Genomic DNA, 14,473 nt, shown 5'->3' with positions numbered 1-14,473 from the left:
GCGAAGCTCAAACCGTCTCGTTAAGGGCACGGCTTCAGCCTTGCCAAGAAAAACCACCCCGGAAAAGCGGCTTCAGCCGCTGAGGTACCCGGCGCCCCCTTCATCACCGCTAAATCGCCCAATCGCACAAACGCGGCCCAGCTTTCCACCACTCCGAAGTACCCCCGATGACCTTCCAGAACCCGAAGCGTCGTACCATAGAACCCAGAGCATGCGCACCCTCACCCCATCACGACTGTCCATGCTGATCTGCCTTGCTACGGCCCCCCTCTGCGCACAAGCGCCGCCGCCGGTCTCCCCTCCGCAACAGGCTCCCGCTCAGGCAACGCTCCCCGCAACCACACCCACCACGGCAGAACAGCCATCGCCACTCCCCCCCGTTCAGGCTCCCGCCAATCGCGCGAAGATTACCTATCTCGATCACCAGCTCACGGTCGTTGCACAGAACTCCAGCCTCAACCAGATCCTCCGCGAGATCTCCCAGATCACCGGAATCACCATCACCGGCGGTGTTGCCGAGGAACGTGTCTTCGGAAGCTATGGTCCCGACATCCCTTCGCAGGTGCTTGGTCAACTCCTCGACGGTACAGGCAGCAATGTGCTCTTCGTCTCGAGCATCGAAAACAAACCGGCGGAACTCATCCTGACTCCGCGTGGCGGTGGCCCCACACCTCCGAACCCCAACGCCATGCGTGCGAATGACAATGCCGACTCAGATGACACTCCGGTTGATCCTTCCAACAATCCGTCAGAGTCAGTGCCCGCCGGTCAGGCACCTGCTGCAGCAGGGGCTCCTGGCGCCATGCCCGGAGCCCCTGCACCTGCCACCGATCCCGACCAGCCGCCCAACGGAACGAGAACGCCACAGCAGATCTACGATCAGCTCATGAAGCTCCGTCAGCAACAACAGCAGCAGCAGCCTCACTAAGCCTAGGTCCATCTGCCCTCGCTGCCTAGGTCCATCTGCCCTCGCTCAAAATACGTCATTCCGAGCGAAGCCGAGGAATCCCTGTATTTCTTTGCAGGATGCATCCCCACCGACAGAACCCAGGCCAGCCTCATCAGCACTGTCAAGTCCCAAAATCGCATAAACTACACAAATCAAAACACATCCACACTGCCGAAGAGTTCCACGCAAATCGATATACTAAAAGCAGCCGCAGAAAAGCCCCGAAACCCTTCGGGGCTTTTCCATGCCAACTTCTCCCATCGACGCGCCACCAACGTCATTCTGAGCAACCCGAGCAAGCGAAGCGCTTCGAGGGAGCCGAAGGCCTGCCCCGTGCGGAAGTTGAATGCAGGATGTCCCAAGGAGCCCGACACAGAGGTCCGGACCTAAGTTCTATCAATTGAAGACTTTGACACAAAAGTAGGGGGAGGGGGTCACCCCTCAAACCGTGCTTGGCCCTGACACAACCGCACGCGACTGCTTCTCCGCCGCGACCTGCCGGGCATGGATCCGGAAGAGGCGAAACATGGTCATGCAGATTCCATAGGCTGTCAGCACCCCGGTTGCTAACGACGCCAGAACTGCTGAGATAAGAACGATCGACGAATTCACTGCTGCTCCTGGATCACTTCCGTCCATTTATTTTTACAGACTGCAGGCCGATTACAATCCCCTGTGCGCTTTTCGATATTGTGTTTTCGGGTACATTCGCCCAATTCGGAACTACCGCGGGCACTTCGGGGCTACACACGCCAGACGTTCAAATGCCGTATCCTAGAACCTTGGCCATAAAGCCTCACTCACTGTCTATGGGCACGACACAAACAACTCCACGAAGGTCTCAGGGCATTACGCACATCACCGTGCGCGGAGCGCGGCAGCACAACCTGCGCAACGTCTCGGTCTCCATCCCACGCAACACCTTGACCGTGGTCACAGGACTCTCCGGCTCCGGAAAATCCTCGCTCGCCTTCGACACCATCTACGCCGAAGGCCAGCGCCGTTACGTCGAAACCCTCTCCGCCTATGCGAGACAGTTCCTCGACCAGATGGAGCGCCCCGACGTCGACTCCATCGACGGCCTCTCGCCCGCCATCTCCATCGAGCAGAAGACCACCTCGCGCTCCCCGCGCTCCACCGTCGGAACCATCACCGAGATCTACGACTACCTCCGCCTGCTCTACGCCTCCGTCGGCCAGCCTCACTGCCCCAGCTGCGGACGCACCATCTCGCGCCAGTCCGCCGACCAGATCGTCGAGCGCATCGTCTCTCTCGCCCCCGGCGAGCGCATCACTGTCTTCGCCCCCATCGCGCGCGGCCGCAAAGGCGAATTCCGCGAAGAGCTCGAGGCCATCGACAAGCAGGGCTTCCGCGTCCGCATCGACGGAGAGATGGCCGAGATCACCGAAGGCATGCGTCTCGAGAAGCGCAAGAACCACACCATCGAGGCCATCGTCGACCGCATCATCCTCAAAGCTCTCCCGCCGGAAGACACCACAGCCGCGCTCGCCGACGCCGCTCCACGCTACGACACCCGCCGCCTAGAGGCCGCCGTCGCGAAAGCCCTCCAGATGGCCAACGGCCTCGTCCTCATCGGCATCCAGGACCCCGTCACTCGCAAGCAGGAAGAGACGCTCTACTCCTCCTCGATGGCATGCCCCGACTGCGGCATCAACGTTCCCAAGCTCGAGCCGCGCAGCTTCTCCTTCAACTCCGCCTACGGAGCCTGCCCCGAGTGCCACGGACTCGGCAGCATCTACGACTTCGACCCCGCCAAGACCATCACCGACTGGTCCAAACCACTGCTCGATGGAGCCATGGGTCCGGGCTCGGCTTCGCAATATCTCCTGCGCCTTATCAAGCTCGCCGCCGAGAAGTACAAGATCGACATCCGCAAGCCCTTCGAGCAACTCACGCCGGAGCAACAGAACCTCTTCCTCTACGGTCCTCCGAAAGGCGAGGCCGGCCGAACCGGCTTCCACGGCATCTTCGCCTATCTTCGCGCCAATCTCGAGGACACCAAGTCCGAAGGCTATCGCGAGTACATGATGCAGTACATGTCCGCGACCACCTGCCCGCGCTGCCACGGCAAGCGTCTGCGTCCAGAGTCGCTCGCTGTCACCGTCAACAACGAGAGCATCGCCGACTTCACGGGGCTTTCTCTCGAGCGCGCTCTCATCAGCGCTCGCGGGATGAACTTCACCGGACGCGAGCGGATCATCGCCGACCGTCTCCAGCGCGAGGTCATCGAACGACTCGAATTCCTCAACGCCGTCGGTCTCGGCTATCTCTCGCTCGATCGCTCCGCCGCCACGCTCTCCGGCGGCGAAGGCCAGCGGATCCGGCTCGCTACGCAGATCGGCTCGCGCCTTCGCGGCGTCTTGTACGTCCTCGATGAGCCCTCCATCGGCCTGCACCAGCGCGATAACCAGCGCCTCATCCAGGCACTCGAAAACCTGCGCGACCTTGGCAACACCGTCCTCGTCGTCGAGCACGACGAAGACACCATCCGCAAAGCCGACTACGTTCTCGACCTCGGCCCCGGAGCAGGCAAGAACGGCGGCCACCTGATCGCCGACGGCACCCCGCAGCAGATCATGGACAACGATGCCTCGATCACCGGCAAGTACCTCGCTGGAAAGATCGATATCGTCACGCGTCCCACGCCCGATCAGGCTCCGCGCCCACTCACCGGCAACTGGATCACCGTCGAGAACGCCCACGCCCACAACCTGCAAAACGTTACCGCGCACTTCCCTCTCGGCGTGATGACCGTCATCACCGGCGTCAGCGGCAGCGGCAAATCGACTCTAGTCAACGACATTCTCTACCGCGCGCTCGCCAAGGAGCTCTACGGCTCGCGCGAAGAGCCCGGCCAGCACGGCAAGGTGCGCGGAATCGCGCAGCTCGACAAAGTCATTCAGATCGACCAGTCGCCCATCGGCCGCACACCGCGCTCGAATCCCGCGACCTACACCGGAGTCTTCTCCGCCATCCGCGACATCTTCGCCATGCTGCCCGAGTCGCGCGAGCGCGGCTATAAGCCCGGCCGCTTCAGCTTCAACGTGCAGGGCGGACGCTGCGAGGCCTGCCAGGGCGAAGGCCAGCGCCGCATCGAGATGAACTTCCTGCCCGACGTCTACGTTCTGTGCGAGGTCTGCAACGGCCGCCGCTACAACCAGGAGACGCTCGCCGTAAAGTTCAATGGCTACTCCATCGCCGACCTGCTCGATCTCGCCATCGAAGACGCCCTGCCCATTCTCAAGGACATCCCCACCGTCAACGCCAAGCTGCAGACGCTCGTCGACGTCGGCCTCGGCTACATTCACCTCGGCCAGTCCGCCACCACACTTTCCGGCGGAGAAGCCCAGCGCATGAAGCTCGCCCGCGAGCTCTCCAAGCGTCAGACCGGCCGCACTCTCTACCTGCTCGACGAACCCACCACCGGCCTCCACTTCGACGACGTTCGCAAGCTGCTCGAGGTGCTGCACCGGCTCACCGACCTCGGCAACACCGTCATGATCATCGAGCACAACCTCGACATCATCCGCAACGCCGACTACATCCTCGACCTCGGCCCCGAGGGCGGCGAAGGTGGTGGACGCATCATCGCCCACGGAACCCCGGAGCAGGTCGCTACCGTCGCCGGCTCCTACACCGCCGAGTTTCTCGCCCGCCACTACACTCCTGCACAGCTCGCCGGTACCCGGAACGGGACCAGTCACGCCGGACCGCAGCCCTCCAGCATCCGCGCCGCCGCCGACCCCGAAAAGATGGTCCGCGGCAAGTTCGCCCCTCCCGAGAAGAAAACCGGCGTTCCCACCCCTCGGGCATCTAAACTGGCCGAGACGGAAAGATCCGCAAAGCCGAAGAAAGCGACCTCCGCAGCAAAGAAGGCCACGAAGACCGAAGTAAAGAAGACCGCTGCCAAAGCAAAGAAGAAGGCATGAGCGACCCCCTCACACCTCCGCTTCACCCCGCCACCGAGCCAGGTACCCCCGGTACGCCAGATGCTCTTTCTCTGTCCAAGGCTTTAGCCGGAAGCCAGCCTGACCGTCGCATCCCGGTAGCTGCAGCCACCGAACCGACTCCAGGCATGACCCTCCCGCCCAACGGCGAGGCCATTATTATTGAGGCTCCGCCGCCGTCTGATGCTCCCGGCCCCGGCGTCCCGGCTCGCGTCCCCAACATCGGCCACGCCATCCTCTTCCTCTCCTTCACCTTCCTGCTTCTGCTCTTCGCGCAGGTCTCGCTGCTCGGCCTAGCCCACCCGGTCGCCGACCCGCACAAGACCGCCACCGGCGTCATGCATCCCAAGCTCATCGTCGGAGCCGAGGCGGTCACCTACGTCGTCTCGCTCGCCGTCGCCTTCTTCTTCTTTCCTTTTTTATGGCAGCGAAGCTTTGCCAACGGCATCCAGTGGGACTTCGCCACCGCCCGCCGTAACGCCTACAAGCTCATCCCCATCGGCCTGATTACGGGCTTCGGGGTTCAGGCGGTCTCGTCTCTAATCCCCGTTCCCAAGTCCATTCCCATGGACAACTTCTTCCGCACCCCCTCCGACGTCTGGCTGATCACCGCCTTCGGCACCCTGCTCGCGCCGATGTTCGAGGAGATCGCCTTCCGCGGCTTCCTCTTCCCAGCCTTCGCCATCGCCTACGACTGGCTCTCGTTACCCAAAACCCCCGCCGCCCGCGAGCGCTGGCACAACACCACCGGCTTAACCCTCGCCGCGGTCATCTTCTCGGCGATCCTTTCAAGCATCCTCTTCGCACTGCTGCACGCCGAACAACTGGCCCACGCCTGGGTCGCGCTCTTCGTACTCTTCTGTGTCTCGCTGGTGTTGACGATAGTTCGCATCAGGACGCGCTCTGTGGCCAGCTCCACCCTCGTCCACGCCTGTTACAACCTGTCAGTTTTCCTGACGATGTTCATCGCCACCGGCGGCTTCCGGCATCTAGAGCGGCTGACGCGGTAAATCCGGCCGTTCATTCCGAACGATGGAAAGTTAGCGGTACTACTGAGTTTGCATAGAACGAGAAAGACTCTTCGGTGCCTCTTGCGGAGTGGCTTCAGCAGCCCTACTATCTAAGCCGCAGCAAAGTAACCTCGCCACCCAATGAAACTACAAGTGCTTAGTTGCCCCTCGATCGGCAGAGCGCCTCTCATGGCCGCCGTTCTTTCTCTTTTACTTCTTCATCAAGGCTTTCAAAGTCGGGCATGGTCCCAAAATTACAGGGTGGGTTATCCTTCTGGCCCACTGCCTATTCCCACGTCTGCAGACGAGTTGAGGGGTGAGTTCCAATTAGGCGAACCGGAGCAACGCGAAGACCTGCTCAAGCGTCTTGGTGTGAACTCCGATATTGCACACGGTGCATCCGTCGCGACCGTCGAGACGGCGATCAAGGTTGATAGCCTTGGTGGTTCGGAGATGAGTGTTCTGTTCTTGCCCTGCATAGGCCCTGGAGTTCCGATAGCTCATCTGTTTCTTCTCCAGCCAAATGCGAAGCAAGGCTGGCGCGTTGCTGACGACGTTCCACTCGATTGCTGGTACGGAGACGCAACTTATGAATTGATTTCAATTCCCGGACACGTCCAGCGAGCGGTGTTGGCCCATCAGGTCAACTATGGCCACGGCTCCGGATATGTACAGAACGATATGTTGCTGCTACTCGGCATGGACATCGGACACCTGTCCACAGTTCTCAGGACCGCTGAGTACAAGCGAGCACAAATCGCCGGAACCGACGAGACTGTCGAACAGCAAAGCACGCTTCAATCATTCCCGGATGGCAGCTTAGAGGAGACCCGCGCGACAACTTTGCAAACTTTGCAGGATGAGGGGAAAGAAGTGAAGAAGACTCTGACCCGCATCGAACGCCGCCGTTGGAGATGGGACAAAACATCTCTAAGCTTCGTTGCAGGGGAGTTCACATTTGTGACAGATTAAACGGCACTGGTGTTTGCATACTCGTAGATCTAGATCCCAGCCGACGCCACATAGAACACTCAAGACCGCTCGTTCAATCGGCTCTCTTATACGACAAGCTATAAACAACCGGATTCGAAAGCCGCGAACTCATGACCGTCACCTTGAGCGTCAAGACCTGCCCATCCTTCGACAGCGTGAACACGTTCTCGCGCTTCCCATCGTCCGACACAAAAACCTGCGTGAGCCGATCGCCCGCTAGCGCCTGCGTCAACGTACTCTTCTTCCCTTTATAGACATAATCCGCAGGCTCTCCCTTATCGCCCGAGATCATCTCAGGCCGCGCCTCGGGCAAAATTTTGATCTTCCCTGGATCGAAAGCGAACGTATAAAAGCTGGGAATCTGCGTCGTCGCCATTATTCGGTTCCGGGCAATCGATCGAGTGAAGGAAGACATGCTCTCCACCGCATGATCGATTGCCGCCTTCCTTGCCTCGTCCTCCTGCGCACCACCTGCATACCGATATGTCCCGGTAAATCGCTGTCGCTGATCGGCCGAAGCCGCAGGAGCATTCACCGCTGTCTGCGCTCTTCCCGCAACGGCAAACATCACACAAAAAGACAATGCGACGATCGAAGATCTTCGCCAGAATCGCATGCCGTATCTCCCGAGGCTTACAAAGGGTTTGTAAAGTTCACTTCAGCGGATACAGCGTCATATCCCGAAAATAAACCTCTGCTCCTTCGGACTGAAACAGGATCTTCCCGCTCGTGGGTGAAGGATCGGTCCCCTCATTCACCAGCTTCCCATTCACATATTGCTTCACATTGTTTCCCTGGGTCACTAACTCCAGAACGTTCCATTCACCATGCGGCTTCTCCACCTCACCCGTCGCGGAACGAAACCCAACACCGTTATCACCCTCCACTGGCCCACTGCCGAAGCGGCCAATCCTTAACGCCTTGCCGGGAGGCCCCGTTACTCGCTTGCCGTCCTTGCCGGTAATTGCTGCTCCATCGGTTAGCCAAAAGTCGCCTGTGCCGCCCTCCTTGATCTGAAACTCGACCGAACGCGGCCAGACCTTCTGCTCACCCTGCACATCGTAGAGGATGCCGCTGTCCCGAGCCTTTCCTTCGCGGCTCCCATAGGTTCCTTCTCCCCACTTGAACTCCGCACGCAGATAAAAATCCTTGTACTCGTCTTTGGTAATGATGTAGCCCATGTCTTTGCCGGAGACGTGAATCACGCCCTTCTCCACCTGAAAGACATGGTCCGGATCGGAGTTCAGTCCTTTGCTCTTCAAAAACACATCGAAGTTTTTCAGATCTTTTCCATCGAACAGCACAATCGCAGACTTGTGTGGAGGGATCTTCTGCGCGGACATTCCAATCGGACCTGCTGTGCAAACCGTTAAGAGAGCGATACCCTGCAGCCATACTCTACCCATAGGAACTCCTAAAAACCGGCCTTAGATGAACGAACTCCATCATAGCCTTCGATTCGTGACGAACGGTCTGCCCAGGACCTCCATTTCGCAGATCGTCGTTATGCGCTACACAGATCAGCCTGAAGAGTGTCGATGCGATTCATGACCATCCGCAAAAAAGAGAGCAAGGATCATCCAATCTCGCCAGCCTCGCATGATCCTCTCAGTCTTCTATTGAGCTACGGCATCTACAAGTCGAAGTTTGCTCGGAACTGCCCGGCATTGTCCCGCAGAAGACGCATGCCACGAGGAACCATCGGCATACTTTAGCTCCGTCACTTCAGCCCAGCTGACGTGCGAAAGTTCTGTCACCCAGACGCTGGTATCCGTCAGCCCTGTCGCTCCACCTAAATCGAAGGTCTGCGTCCCGTTCTCGCCCGAACGTTCCGTTACCGGAAGGTAGCGGCTCGAAGAGACCAGACCGTGAACTTTAAGAACAGCACCCATAATCTTCGCCGTACCGTGACGCTCGAAGGTCAATTCGAGTAAGGGACTATTGCTATTTTTTCCCAAGTCCTCAGCCCGGTGCTCTACAGCGCGAGCATTGACCTGCGCTCCAAATCCAATGGGACATCCTTCGGTTCGCAAGGCGTTGTTTGACGAGATCTGCTGTGCCGGCATTGAGATGCCTGCCGACAACACCATTAGAAGAAGAAAGCAATTTCGCATGGAGAACCTCAGCAATCCCAAACCCAAATATGGGATAAAGGCTACGCCTGGACTGTATCCATTTCAACATCCACCGCTTGTTGTGCGTCTGGCGATTTGCTCTCCGTCGGCTCGAAGGGAAGAGCTAACAGCTCCTTCACAAGCCCCGACAACCTTCCCAGATCGTTGTCCAGATCCATAGCGAGCGCCTTCACCTCGGGTGTGGCACAGTTCTGCGTCGCGAGATAGACGACGTTCGTAATGCTCTGCAGCGGGTTGTTGATCTTGTGGGCAAGGTCGTTTGCCATCGATGCCGCTGCCGACGCGCGTTCCTGATCGATGAGCAGCTTCTGCTGGTGAAGCTGCCTGAATCCCATCGCCGCAAAATCCGCCAGCATCTGCATCACTTTCACGTCTTCGCTGTCGAACGCCTCATCCCGTCCATGGGCCATCACGAAGATCGTTCCTCTGGTCCCATTTACCTGCCACGGCAGCAGGATGCCATCGGTCACCAAAGGAGCCTCAACGCCCAGGATCTCGAAGAACCGTTTCGCGACCCGGAACAGCTGCGGCCGGCCGCGCTCCAGGCACACCCCGCACGCGCTCGGATAGCGCGGAAGAATCGCGTTCAGAAAGCCTGAATAATCTCCCGCGGTCGCCACCCAATGGTAGAAGTCCGCGTCGCCGCGACCCTCTCTTTCGATACTGATGCCTGAGCTGTCTGCGCCGCACAGGTCCACCGCCGCATTCACCAGCTCCTGGAGAATCGTCTCAGGCTGCTCAACAAATGCGTGCCCCAGACGCTGCAGTCCAGCCAGTTGTACCGATGTATCGCGGATATGGATCTTCCGCCTCCGGAACTCCGGATCGCTGAATATATCGATAACTTCGAGGCCGGTACCTTCCAGGTTTGGCGCGATCATAATTGGACAACCTTGGGTACAGATTCAGGGAGAATTTCTAGAGTAAACCTAACCGCGGCTTTCGGCGCAGAATTATCGCCTCCGGCAATCCCCTTCCCAAATGCGCTTTCCCTCTCCACGCGATAAACTGGCGTGGGCTCAAATCTGGGCAGAACAGGCGACTTCCGATGCGATTTATGATCCTCCGCAAAGCCGACAAGACCATGGAACAGGGCGGCGGCCTTCCCGACAGATCCCTCCTCGGCGCCGTAGGCCGCTACTACCAGGAGATGCGCGATGCCGGCATCCTTTGCGCCGGGGAATGGCTTCAGCCCAGCGCCCGCTCCTCCCGCATTCTCGTCGAAAAAGGTAAGCAGACTGTCGTGGACGGCCCCTTCACCGAGCTCAAGGAGCTGATCGCAGGCTTCATTGTCATCGACGTCCCCACAAGGGCAGACGCCATCGCATGGGCGCGCCGATGCCCCACCCTCACCGGCGACTGCGATGTCCAGGTCGAAGTCCGACAGCTTATCGAGGCCTCGGATTTTCCTGCTGATTATGCGAAAGAACTGACGATGCATGCCTCTAAGACCATGGCCGCCGATGCAGAAAAGATCCTGCAAACGACTACTGTCGCCTAACAATCAGGCTTGAGTCTTAAATCCCTACGTTGCGCCATTTGGACAATTGAATAACGTCCAAGCCGTCCCAATTCGCAAAGGGTCTTTCGACTTTGCTTGCTCGGGATGTCGCTTCAATGCGTGAATTTCAGTTCACCGCAGTTAGCATTCGAAAAAAAAATTTAATTTCTTTCAGAGACGTGTCGATTTCCGTCACCTCCATCCGACGTATAGGTAGAGCGGCAAGAAAAACGCCGTTATATGACGCGAAGGAGATCACCATGCAAATCCAACCCTATCTCCTCTTCAAAGGCGACTGCGAAGAGGCCTTCAAGTTCTATGAGCGTGTCCTGAAGGGGAAGATTGAGGCTATGCTTCCCCACGCCGGAACCCCAGCCGAGCAACACACCGCTCCTGAGTGGCGCGACAAGATAATGCATGCTCGCCTTACCGTAGGCGACGCTGTTCTGATGGCCTCGGATGCTCCGCCACAGCATTACAGTAAGCCAGCAGGGTTCTCAGTCAATCTCCAGATCGACGATGTCGCAGAGGCCGAGCGCGTCTTCAAGGAGCTCTCTGCAGATGGCAAGATCACCATGCCGATTCAACCGACCTTCTGGGCCACGCGCTTCGGAATGTTCACCGACCGCTTCGACATTCCCTGGATGGTCAACTGCAACCAACCCAACGCTTGATCCCAACAAATCACTATAGGAGTTTTTCTGATGCGATTTCTCATGCTTTTTCGTCCCGCCGACATCGCCAGCGTAGAGGCCGGCGTTCCACCCACACCCGAGATGATGGCCCGTATGGGTGACCTCATCCAAAGGAAGATCCACGAAGGAAAACTGCTCTCCACCGAGGGCTGCGGCGCTACCCGCCAGGGAGCGAAGGTCCGGCTCTCCAATGGAAAGCTCAGCGTGACGGACGGACCGTTCTCTGAGGCAAAGGAGCTGATCGCCGGGTTTGCGATGTTTCGCGTGAACTCCAAGCAGGAAGCCATCGCCGAAGCGCGCGAGTTTCTCGACATCGCCGGAGACGGAGAAGTCGAAATCCGCCTCATCCAGGATGGCGACAACTGCATCGAGTCCATCCAACTTAGCCACCAGGCACAACCCGTTTAGGAGAAACTCATGCGATTCATGATGCTGATGATCCCCAAAGGCTACGAAAGCGCCGCGCCGGACACCATGCCCAGCGCCGAGGCCGTATCCGCCATGATGAAGTACAACGAGTCCCTCAAAAAAGCAGGCATTCTTCTTGCGCTTGACGGCCTTCATCCTCCCTCGACAGGAGCGCGTGTAACCTTCCCCGACGGTAAGCCCCATGTCACCGACGGCCCCTTCGCTGAGGTGAAAGAGGTCCTTGGCGGCTACTGGATGATCCAGGTCCGCTCCCGCGAAGAGGCTATTGAATGGGCGAAGCGCTGCCCCGCCTCTCCCAACGAAACCATCGAGATTCGCCAGGTACAGGAACTCGCCGATTTCCCACCCGATGTTCAGAAAGCCGCCGCCGGATATGCCGAGATGCAACCCCACGCCAGAAAAGCATCCTGACCCTATAAACTTCTATTCCCAGAAAAGGACCTCATTCAAATGCGATTCATGATCATCATCAAAGCCACTCCCGACTCCGAGAAGGGAATATTTCCCGACGAAAAGCTCCTCACGGAGATGGGCAAGTTCAATGAAGAGCTGGTCGCCGCTGGCATCATGCTTGCCGGCGAGGGACTTCAAGCCAGCTCAAAGGGAGCGCGTGTTCACTTCAGTGGCAACAAACGCACTGTCACCGATGGGCCCTTCGCGGAGACCAAGGAGCTCGTCGCCGGCTTCTGGATCTGGCAGTGCAAATCAATAGAAGAGGCCATCGAGTGGGTCAAGCGCTGCCCCAACCCCTTCAATGAGGAGAGTGAGATCGAGATCCGCCAGGTCTTCGAGCTCGAAGACTTCGGTTCTGAACTCCCCGCCGAGGTCCGAGAGAGCGAAGAGCGTCTTCGCGCCGAGCTCATCTCGCGCCAGAAGTAATCACCCCCTGAAGCCAACTGCCGCGGCGCACCGAAACGCCGCGGCCTGTTTCCCAATTTCCTATCGAGAGAAGATCGCACATGACAGTCGACATCCAAACCGCCCCATCGAAGGCCCGGCTCTATACCGGCTATACCCTTACCGCGCTCGCCATCCTCTTTCTGCTGATGGATGCGGGCATGAAGTTCACGACCAGCCCGCAGGTCGTTGAGACGCAGAGACAGCTCGGCTTCCCCATGCATCTCACGCCGGGCATCGGCGTCGTCGCGCTGGTCTGCCTCGCCGTGTACGCGATTCCCGCCACATCGGTGCTTGGCGCGTTGCTGTTCACCGGCTATCTCGGCGGAGCCATCGCGCTGCACCTTCGCGTCGATAACCCACTCTTCTCCCACATCCTCTTCCCCATCTACATCGCGCTCTTTATCTGGGGAGGCATCTGGCTGCGTGACAGCAGCCTCCGTGAGCTCTTCCCTGTGACCAACCGCCCAGCCGCATCGACCCAATCGAAGAAACTCCTCTGGACCGGCTATGTCTGCACTGGCCTCTCCGCGCTTCTCATTCTCTTCACCGCCGTGATAAAGCTCACCTACACCCCTCAGGCCGGATCGCCGCCGCCACTCTTCCCTCTACACCACATTCATCATCTCGCCTTCATCGAGATAATCTGCATCGCGCTCTATCTGATCCCGGGAACATCGTTCTCTGGCGCCGTCCTGATGACCGCCTATCTCGGCGGGGCCACCGCCATCAATCTCCGCAGTGGCGAGTCGATCGCCGGCAGCCTGGTCCCAGTCCTTATTGGCGTCATCCTCTGGGCCGGCCTCTGGCTCCGCGACGAGCGACTCCGCCGGCTTTTCCCGATTCGCTCTGCTTCGTCTCGCTAACGCAGACGAGGCCTCCAATGAGAGCATCCTGACAGTTGACCTTGCGATCCTGCCACGATTCGCAAGGTCAAGGTCACGGTGTGCCTCGGGCCAAAAGCCCCTCCTTCATGCTCCTCGCGCCATAAAAGTGCCGTCCTGATCGGGACAATTTCCTACACGAGAAGAATGTAGGATGGATTGCACCCAGAATGGCTATGAAAAAGAAATCGGCGCAAATTAAACAAAAAGGCAATCCAATGCTGATTGAGGAACGGCGTCAGCACGTGCTCGCCCAGATCCAGAAAGACGGCAGGGTCCTGGTCGCCGAGCTCTCGGATGCACTCGGAATCTCACGCATCACCATCCGCAAAGACCTCGATAATCTTGAGGGCAGGGGGTTAGTCCAGCGCACCCATGGCGGAGCGCTCGCTCCCCAGGTCACCACCCTGATGGACCTGACCCTGAAGGAGAAGCAGCTTCGGCGGCTCAAGGAAAAGCAGCGCATCGCTGAAGCCGCCGCCAAGCTGGTGCACGACGGCCAATGCATCCTGCTCGACTCCGGCACCACCACCACGGCCGTCGCACAATCCCTGCGCCGCTTTAATCGGCTGACGATCATCACCAATGCGGTCAACATTGCCTCCGAGCTCGCCAGCACCGAATTCGAGGTCATCCTCATCGGCGGCGCCCTGCGGAAGAACTCCTTCTCGCTCGTCGGTCCGCTGGCGGAAGAGATGCTGAGCGAGATTCACGCCGATATCCTGTTTCTCGGCGTGGATGGATTCGATTCGACCGTCGGCTTAACCACGCCGAACGTTCTCGAATCGCGCGTAAACCGCGCCATGGTTAAAGCTTCCAGACGGGTCGTCGCAGTGTGCGATTCCACGAAGTTCAACCGCAGAAGCCTGGCGCTGATCGTTCCTCCCTCAGCCATCCACACGGTCATCACGGACAATCAGATCTCGGAGCAGGATGTAGAGACGCTTCACAGCTCCGGCATCGAGGTGATTCGCGTTTGAAAAACGGAGCAACGTCTGGCGCAGGATCCGCC

The 14,473-nt window shown here is 58.8% G+C and carries 16 protein-coding genes; 11 read left to right on the top strand and 5 right to left on the bottom strand.

All coding sequences use genetic code 11. The features are described 5' to 3' along the window. The first annotated feature begins 211 nt into the window (after nucleotides 1-211). Nucleotides 212-928 carry a hypothetical protein gene (locus AC5S26_RS17860; protein ID WP_494186282.1) on the top strand — a complete coding sequence of 239 codons (717 nt, stop codon included), beginning with the start codon at nucleotides 212-214 and terminating at the stop codon, nucleotides 926-928. Between the two features lie 462 nt (nucleotides 929-1,390). Here the strand turns inward: AC5S26_RS17860 and AC5S26_RS17855 are convergent, their stop codons facing one another. Continuing rightward, the gene (locus tag AC5S26_RS17855) at nucleotides 1,391-1,561 is read right to left on the bottom strand and encodes a hypothetical protein (RefSeq protein WP_494186281.1); all 171 of its coding nucleotides are present in this window, start codon (nucleotides 1,559-1,561) and stop codon (nucleotides 1,391-1,393) included. A gap of 197 nt (nucleotides 1,562-1,758) precedes the next feature. Here AC5S26_RS17855 and uvrA point away from each other — a divergent pair, with 197 nt between their 5' ends. From uvrA to AC5S26_RS17840, 3 genes are all read left to right on the top strand, one after another. Next, on the top strand, nucleotides 1,759-4,899 hold the full coding sequence (gene uvrA, locus AC5S26_RS17850; RefSeq protein WP_494186280.1) for an excinuclease ABC subunit UvrA: 3,141 nt from the start codon (nucleotides 1,759-1,761) through the stop codon (nucleotides 4,897-4,899). Continuing rightward, the gene (locus tag AC5S26_RS17845) at nucleotides 4,896-5,927 is read left to right on the top strand and encodes a CPBP family intramembrane glutamic endopeptidase (protein ID WP_494186279.1); all 1,032 of its coding nucleotides are present in this window, start codon (nucleotides 4,896-4,898) and stop codon (nucleotides 5,925-5,927) included. The genes uvrA and AC5S26_RS17845 overlap by 4 nt, the downstream gene beginning before the upstream one ends. Before the next feature lie 309 nt (nucleotides 5,928-6,236). Continuing rightward, nucleotides 6,237-6,899, top strand: coding sequence for a hypothetical protein (locus AC5S26_RS17840; protein ID WP_494186278.1), 663 nt, complete (start codon nucleotides 6,237-6,239; stop codon nucleotides 6,897-6,899). A gap of 73 nt (nucleotides 6,900-6,972) precedes the next feature. Here AC5S26_RS17840 and AC5S26_RS17835 read toward each other — a convergent pair whose 3' ends face one another. The 4 genes from AC5S26_RS17835 to AC5S26_RS17820 all read right to left on the bottom strand — a co-directional run bounded on the left by AC5S26_RS17835 (nucleotide 6,973) and on the right by AC5S26_RS17820 (nucleotide 9,936). Beyond that, on the bottom strand, nucleotides 6,973-7,536 hold the full coding sequence (locus AC5S26_RS17835; protein ID WP_494186277.1) for a hypothetical protein: 564 nt from the start codon (nucleotides 7,534-7,536) through the stop codon (nucleotides 6,973-6,975). 37 nt (nucleotides 7,537-7,573) lie between these two features. Continuing rightward, nucleotides 7,574-8,326, bottom strand: a complete 753-nt coding sequence (locus AC5S26_RS17830) for a 3-keto-disaccharide hydrolase (RefSeq protein ID WP_494186276.1) — start codon at nucleotides 8,324-8,326, stop codon at nucleotides 7,574-7,576. 210 nt (nucleotides 8,327-8,536) lie between these two features. Then, the gene (locus AC5S26_RS17825) at nucleotides 8,537-9,034 is read right to left on the bottom strand and encodes a hypothetical protein (protein ID WP_494186275.1); all 498 of its coding nucleotides are present in this window, start codon (nucleotides 9,032-9,034) and stop codon (nucleotides 8,537-8,539) included. Nucleotides 9,035-9,075: 41 nt separating this feature from the next. Continuing rightward, nucleotides 9,076-9,936, bottom strand: coding sequence for a GAF domain-containing protein (locus tag AC5S26_RS17820; RefSeq protein ID WP_494186274.1), 861 nt, complete (start codon nucleotides 9,934-9,936; stop codon nucleotides 9,076-9,078). 167 nt (nucleotides 9,937-10,103) lie between these two features. On the opposite strand from AC5S26_RS17820, the gene AC5S26_RS17815 reads away from it, so the two are divergent. The 7 genes from AC5S26_RS17815 to agaR all read left to right on the top strand — a co-directional run bounded on the left by AC5S26_RS17815 (nucleotide 10,104) and on the right by agaR (nucleotide 14,441). Next, entirely contained in the window at nucleotides 10,104-10,556 is a 453-nt protein-coding gene (locus tag AC5S26_RS17815; protein WP_494186273.1) for a YciI family protein, read from the top strand. 260 nt (nucleotides 10,557-10,816) lie between these two features. Further along, the gene (locus AC5S26_RS17810; RefSeq protein ID WP_494186272.1) at nucleotides 10,817-11,230 is read left to right on the top strand and encodes a VOC family protein; all 414 of its coding nucleotides are present in this window, start codon (nucleotides 10,817-10,819) and stop codon (nucleotides 11,228-11,230) included. 30 nt (nucleotides 11,231-11,260) lie between these two features. Then, on the top strand, nucleotides 11,261-11,659 hold the full coding sequence (locus AC5S26_RS17805; RefSeq protein WP_494186271.1) for a YciI family protein: 399 nt from the start codon (nucleotides 11,261-11,263) through the stop codon (nucleotides 11,657-11,659). Between the two features lie 9 nt (nucleotides 11,660-11,668). Beyond that, nucleotides 11,669-12,091, top strand: a complete 423-nt coding sequence (locus AC5S26_RS17800; protein WP_494186270.1) for a YciI family protein — start codon at nucleotides 11,669-11,671, stop codon at nucleotides 12,089-12,091. Nucleotides 12,092-12,130: 39 nt separating this feature from the next. Continuing rightward, nucleotides 12,131-12,559 (top strand): YciI family protein, encoded by a 429-nt coding sequence (locus tag AC5S26_RS17795; RefSeq protein ID WP_494186269.1) that lies wholly within the window; start codon nucleotides 12,131-12,133, stop codon nucleotides 12,557-12,559. 80 nt (nucleotides 12,560-12,639) lie between these two features. Beyond that, nucleotides 12,640-13,443: a DoxX family protein gene (locus AC5S26_RS17790; protein WP_494186268.1), complete on the top strand. Its 804-nt coding sequence runs from the start codon at nucleotides 12,640-12,642 to the stop codon at nucleotides 13,441-13,443. Nucleotides 13,444-13,631: 188 nt separating this feature from the next. Continuing rightward, nucleotides 13,632-14,441, top strand: coding sequence for a transcriptional repressor AgaR (agaR, locus tag AC5S26_RS17785; RefSeq protein WP_494186267.1), 810 nt, complete (start codon nucleotides 13,632-13,634; stop codon nucleotides 14,439-14,441). Nucleotides 14,442-14,473: the final 32 nt, after the last annotated feature.

It is taken from the genome of Edaphobacter sp. FHG110511_03 (genome assembly GCF_059115365.1).
This window is presented reverse-complemented; position numbering and strand designations above follow the sequence as displayed.

Coding starts and splice junctions, on each gene's coding strand:
- AC5S26_RS17860 (WP_494186282.1), top strand. CDS start 212: ATGCGCACCCTCACCCCATCACGACTGTCCATGCTGATCTGCCTTGCT.
- uvrA (WP_494186280.1), top strand. CDS start 1,759: ATGGGCACGACACAAACAACTCCACGAAGGTCTCAGGGCATTACGCAC.
- AC5S26_RS17845 (WP_494186279.1), top strand. CDS start 4,896: ATGAGCGACCCCCTCACACCTCCGCTTCACCCCGCCACCGAGCCAGGT.
- AC5S26_RS17835 (WP_494186277.1), bottom strand. CDS start 7,536: ATGCGATTCTGGCGAAGATCTTCGATCGTCGCATTGTCTTTTTGTGTG.
- AC5S26_RS17830 (WP_494186276.1), bottom strand. CDS start 8,326: ATGGGTAGAGTATGGCTGCAGGGTATCGCTCTCTTAACGGTTTGCACA.
- AC5S26_RS17825 (WP_494186275.1), bottom strand. CDS start 9,034: ATGCGAAATTGCTTTCTTCTTCTAATGGTGTTGTCGGCAGGCATCTCA.
- AC5S26_RS17820 (WP_494186274.1), bottom strand. CDS start 9,936: ATGATCGCGCCAAACCTGGAAGGTACCGGCCTCGAAGTTATCGATATA.
- AC5S26_RS17815 (WP_494186273.1), top strand. CDS start 10,104: ATGCGATTTATGATCCTCCGCAAAGCCGACAAGACCATGGAACAGGGC.
- AC5S26_RS17810 (WP_494186272.1), top strand. CDS start 10,817: ATGCAAATCCAACCCTATCTCCTCTTCAAAGGCGACTGCGAAGAGGCC.
- AC5S26_RS17805 (WP_494186271.1), top strand. CDS start 11,261: ATGCGATTTCTCATGCTTTTTCGTCCCGCCGACATCGCCAGCGTAGAG.
- AC5S26_RS17800 (WP_494186270.1), top strand. CDS start 11,669: ATGCGATTCATGATGCTGATGATCCCCAAAGGCTACGAAAGCGCCGCG.
- AC5S26_RS17795 (WP_494186269.1), top strand. CDS start 12,131: ATGCGATTCATGATCATCATCAAAGCCACTCCCGACTCCGAGAAGGGA.
- AC5S26_RS17790 (WP_494186268.1), top strand. CDS start 12,640: ATGACAGTCGACATCCAAACCGCCCCATCGAAGGCCCGGCTCTATACC.
- agaR (WP_494186267.1), top strand. CDS start 13,632: ATGGCTATGAAAAAGAAATCGGCGCAAATTAAACAAAAAGGCAATCCA.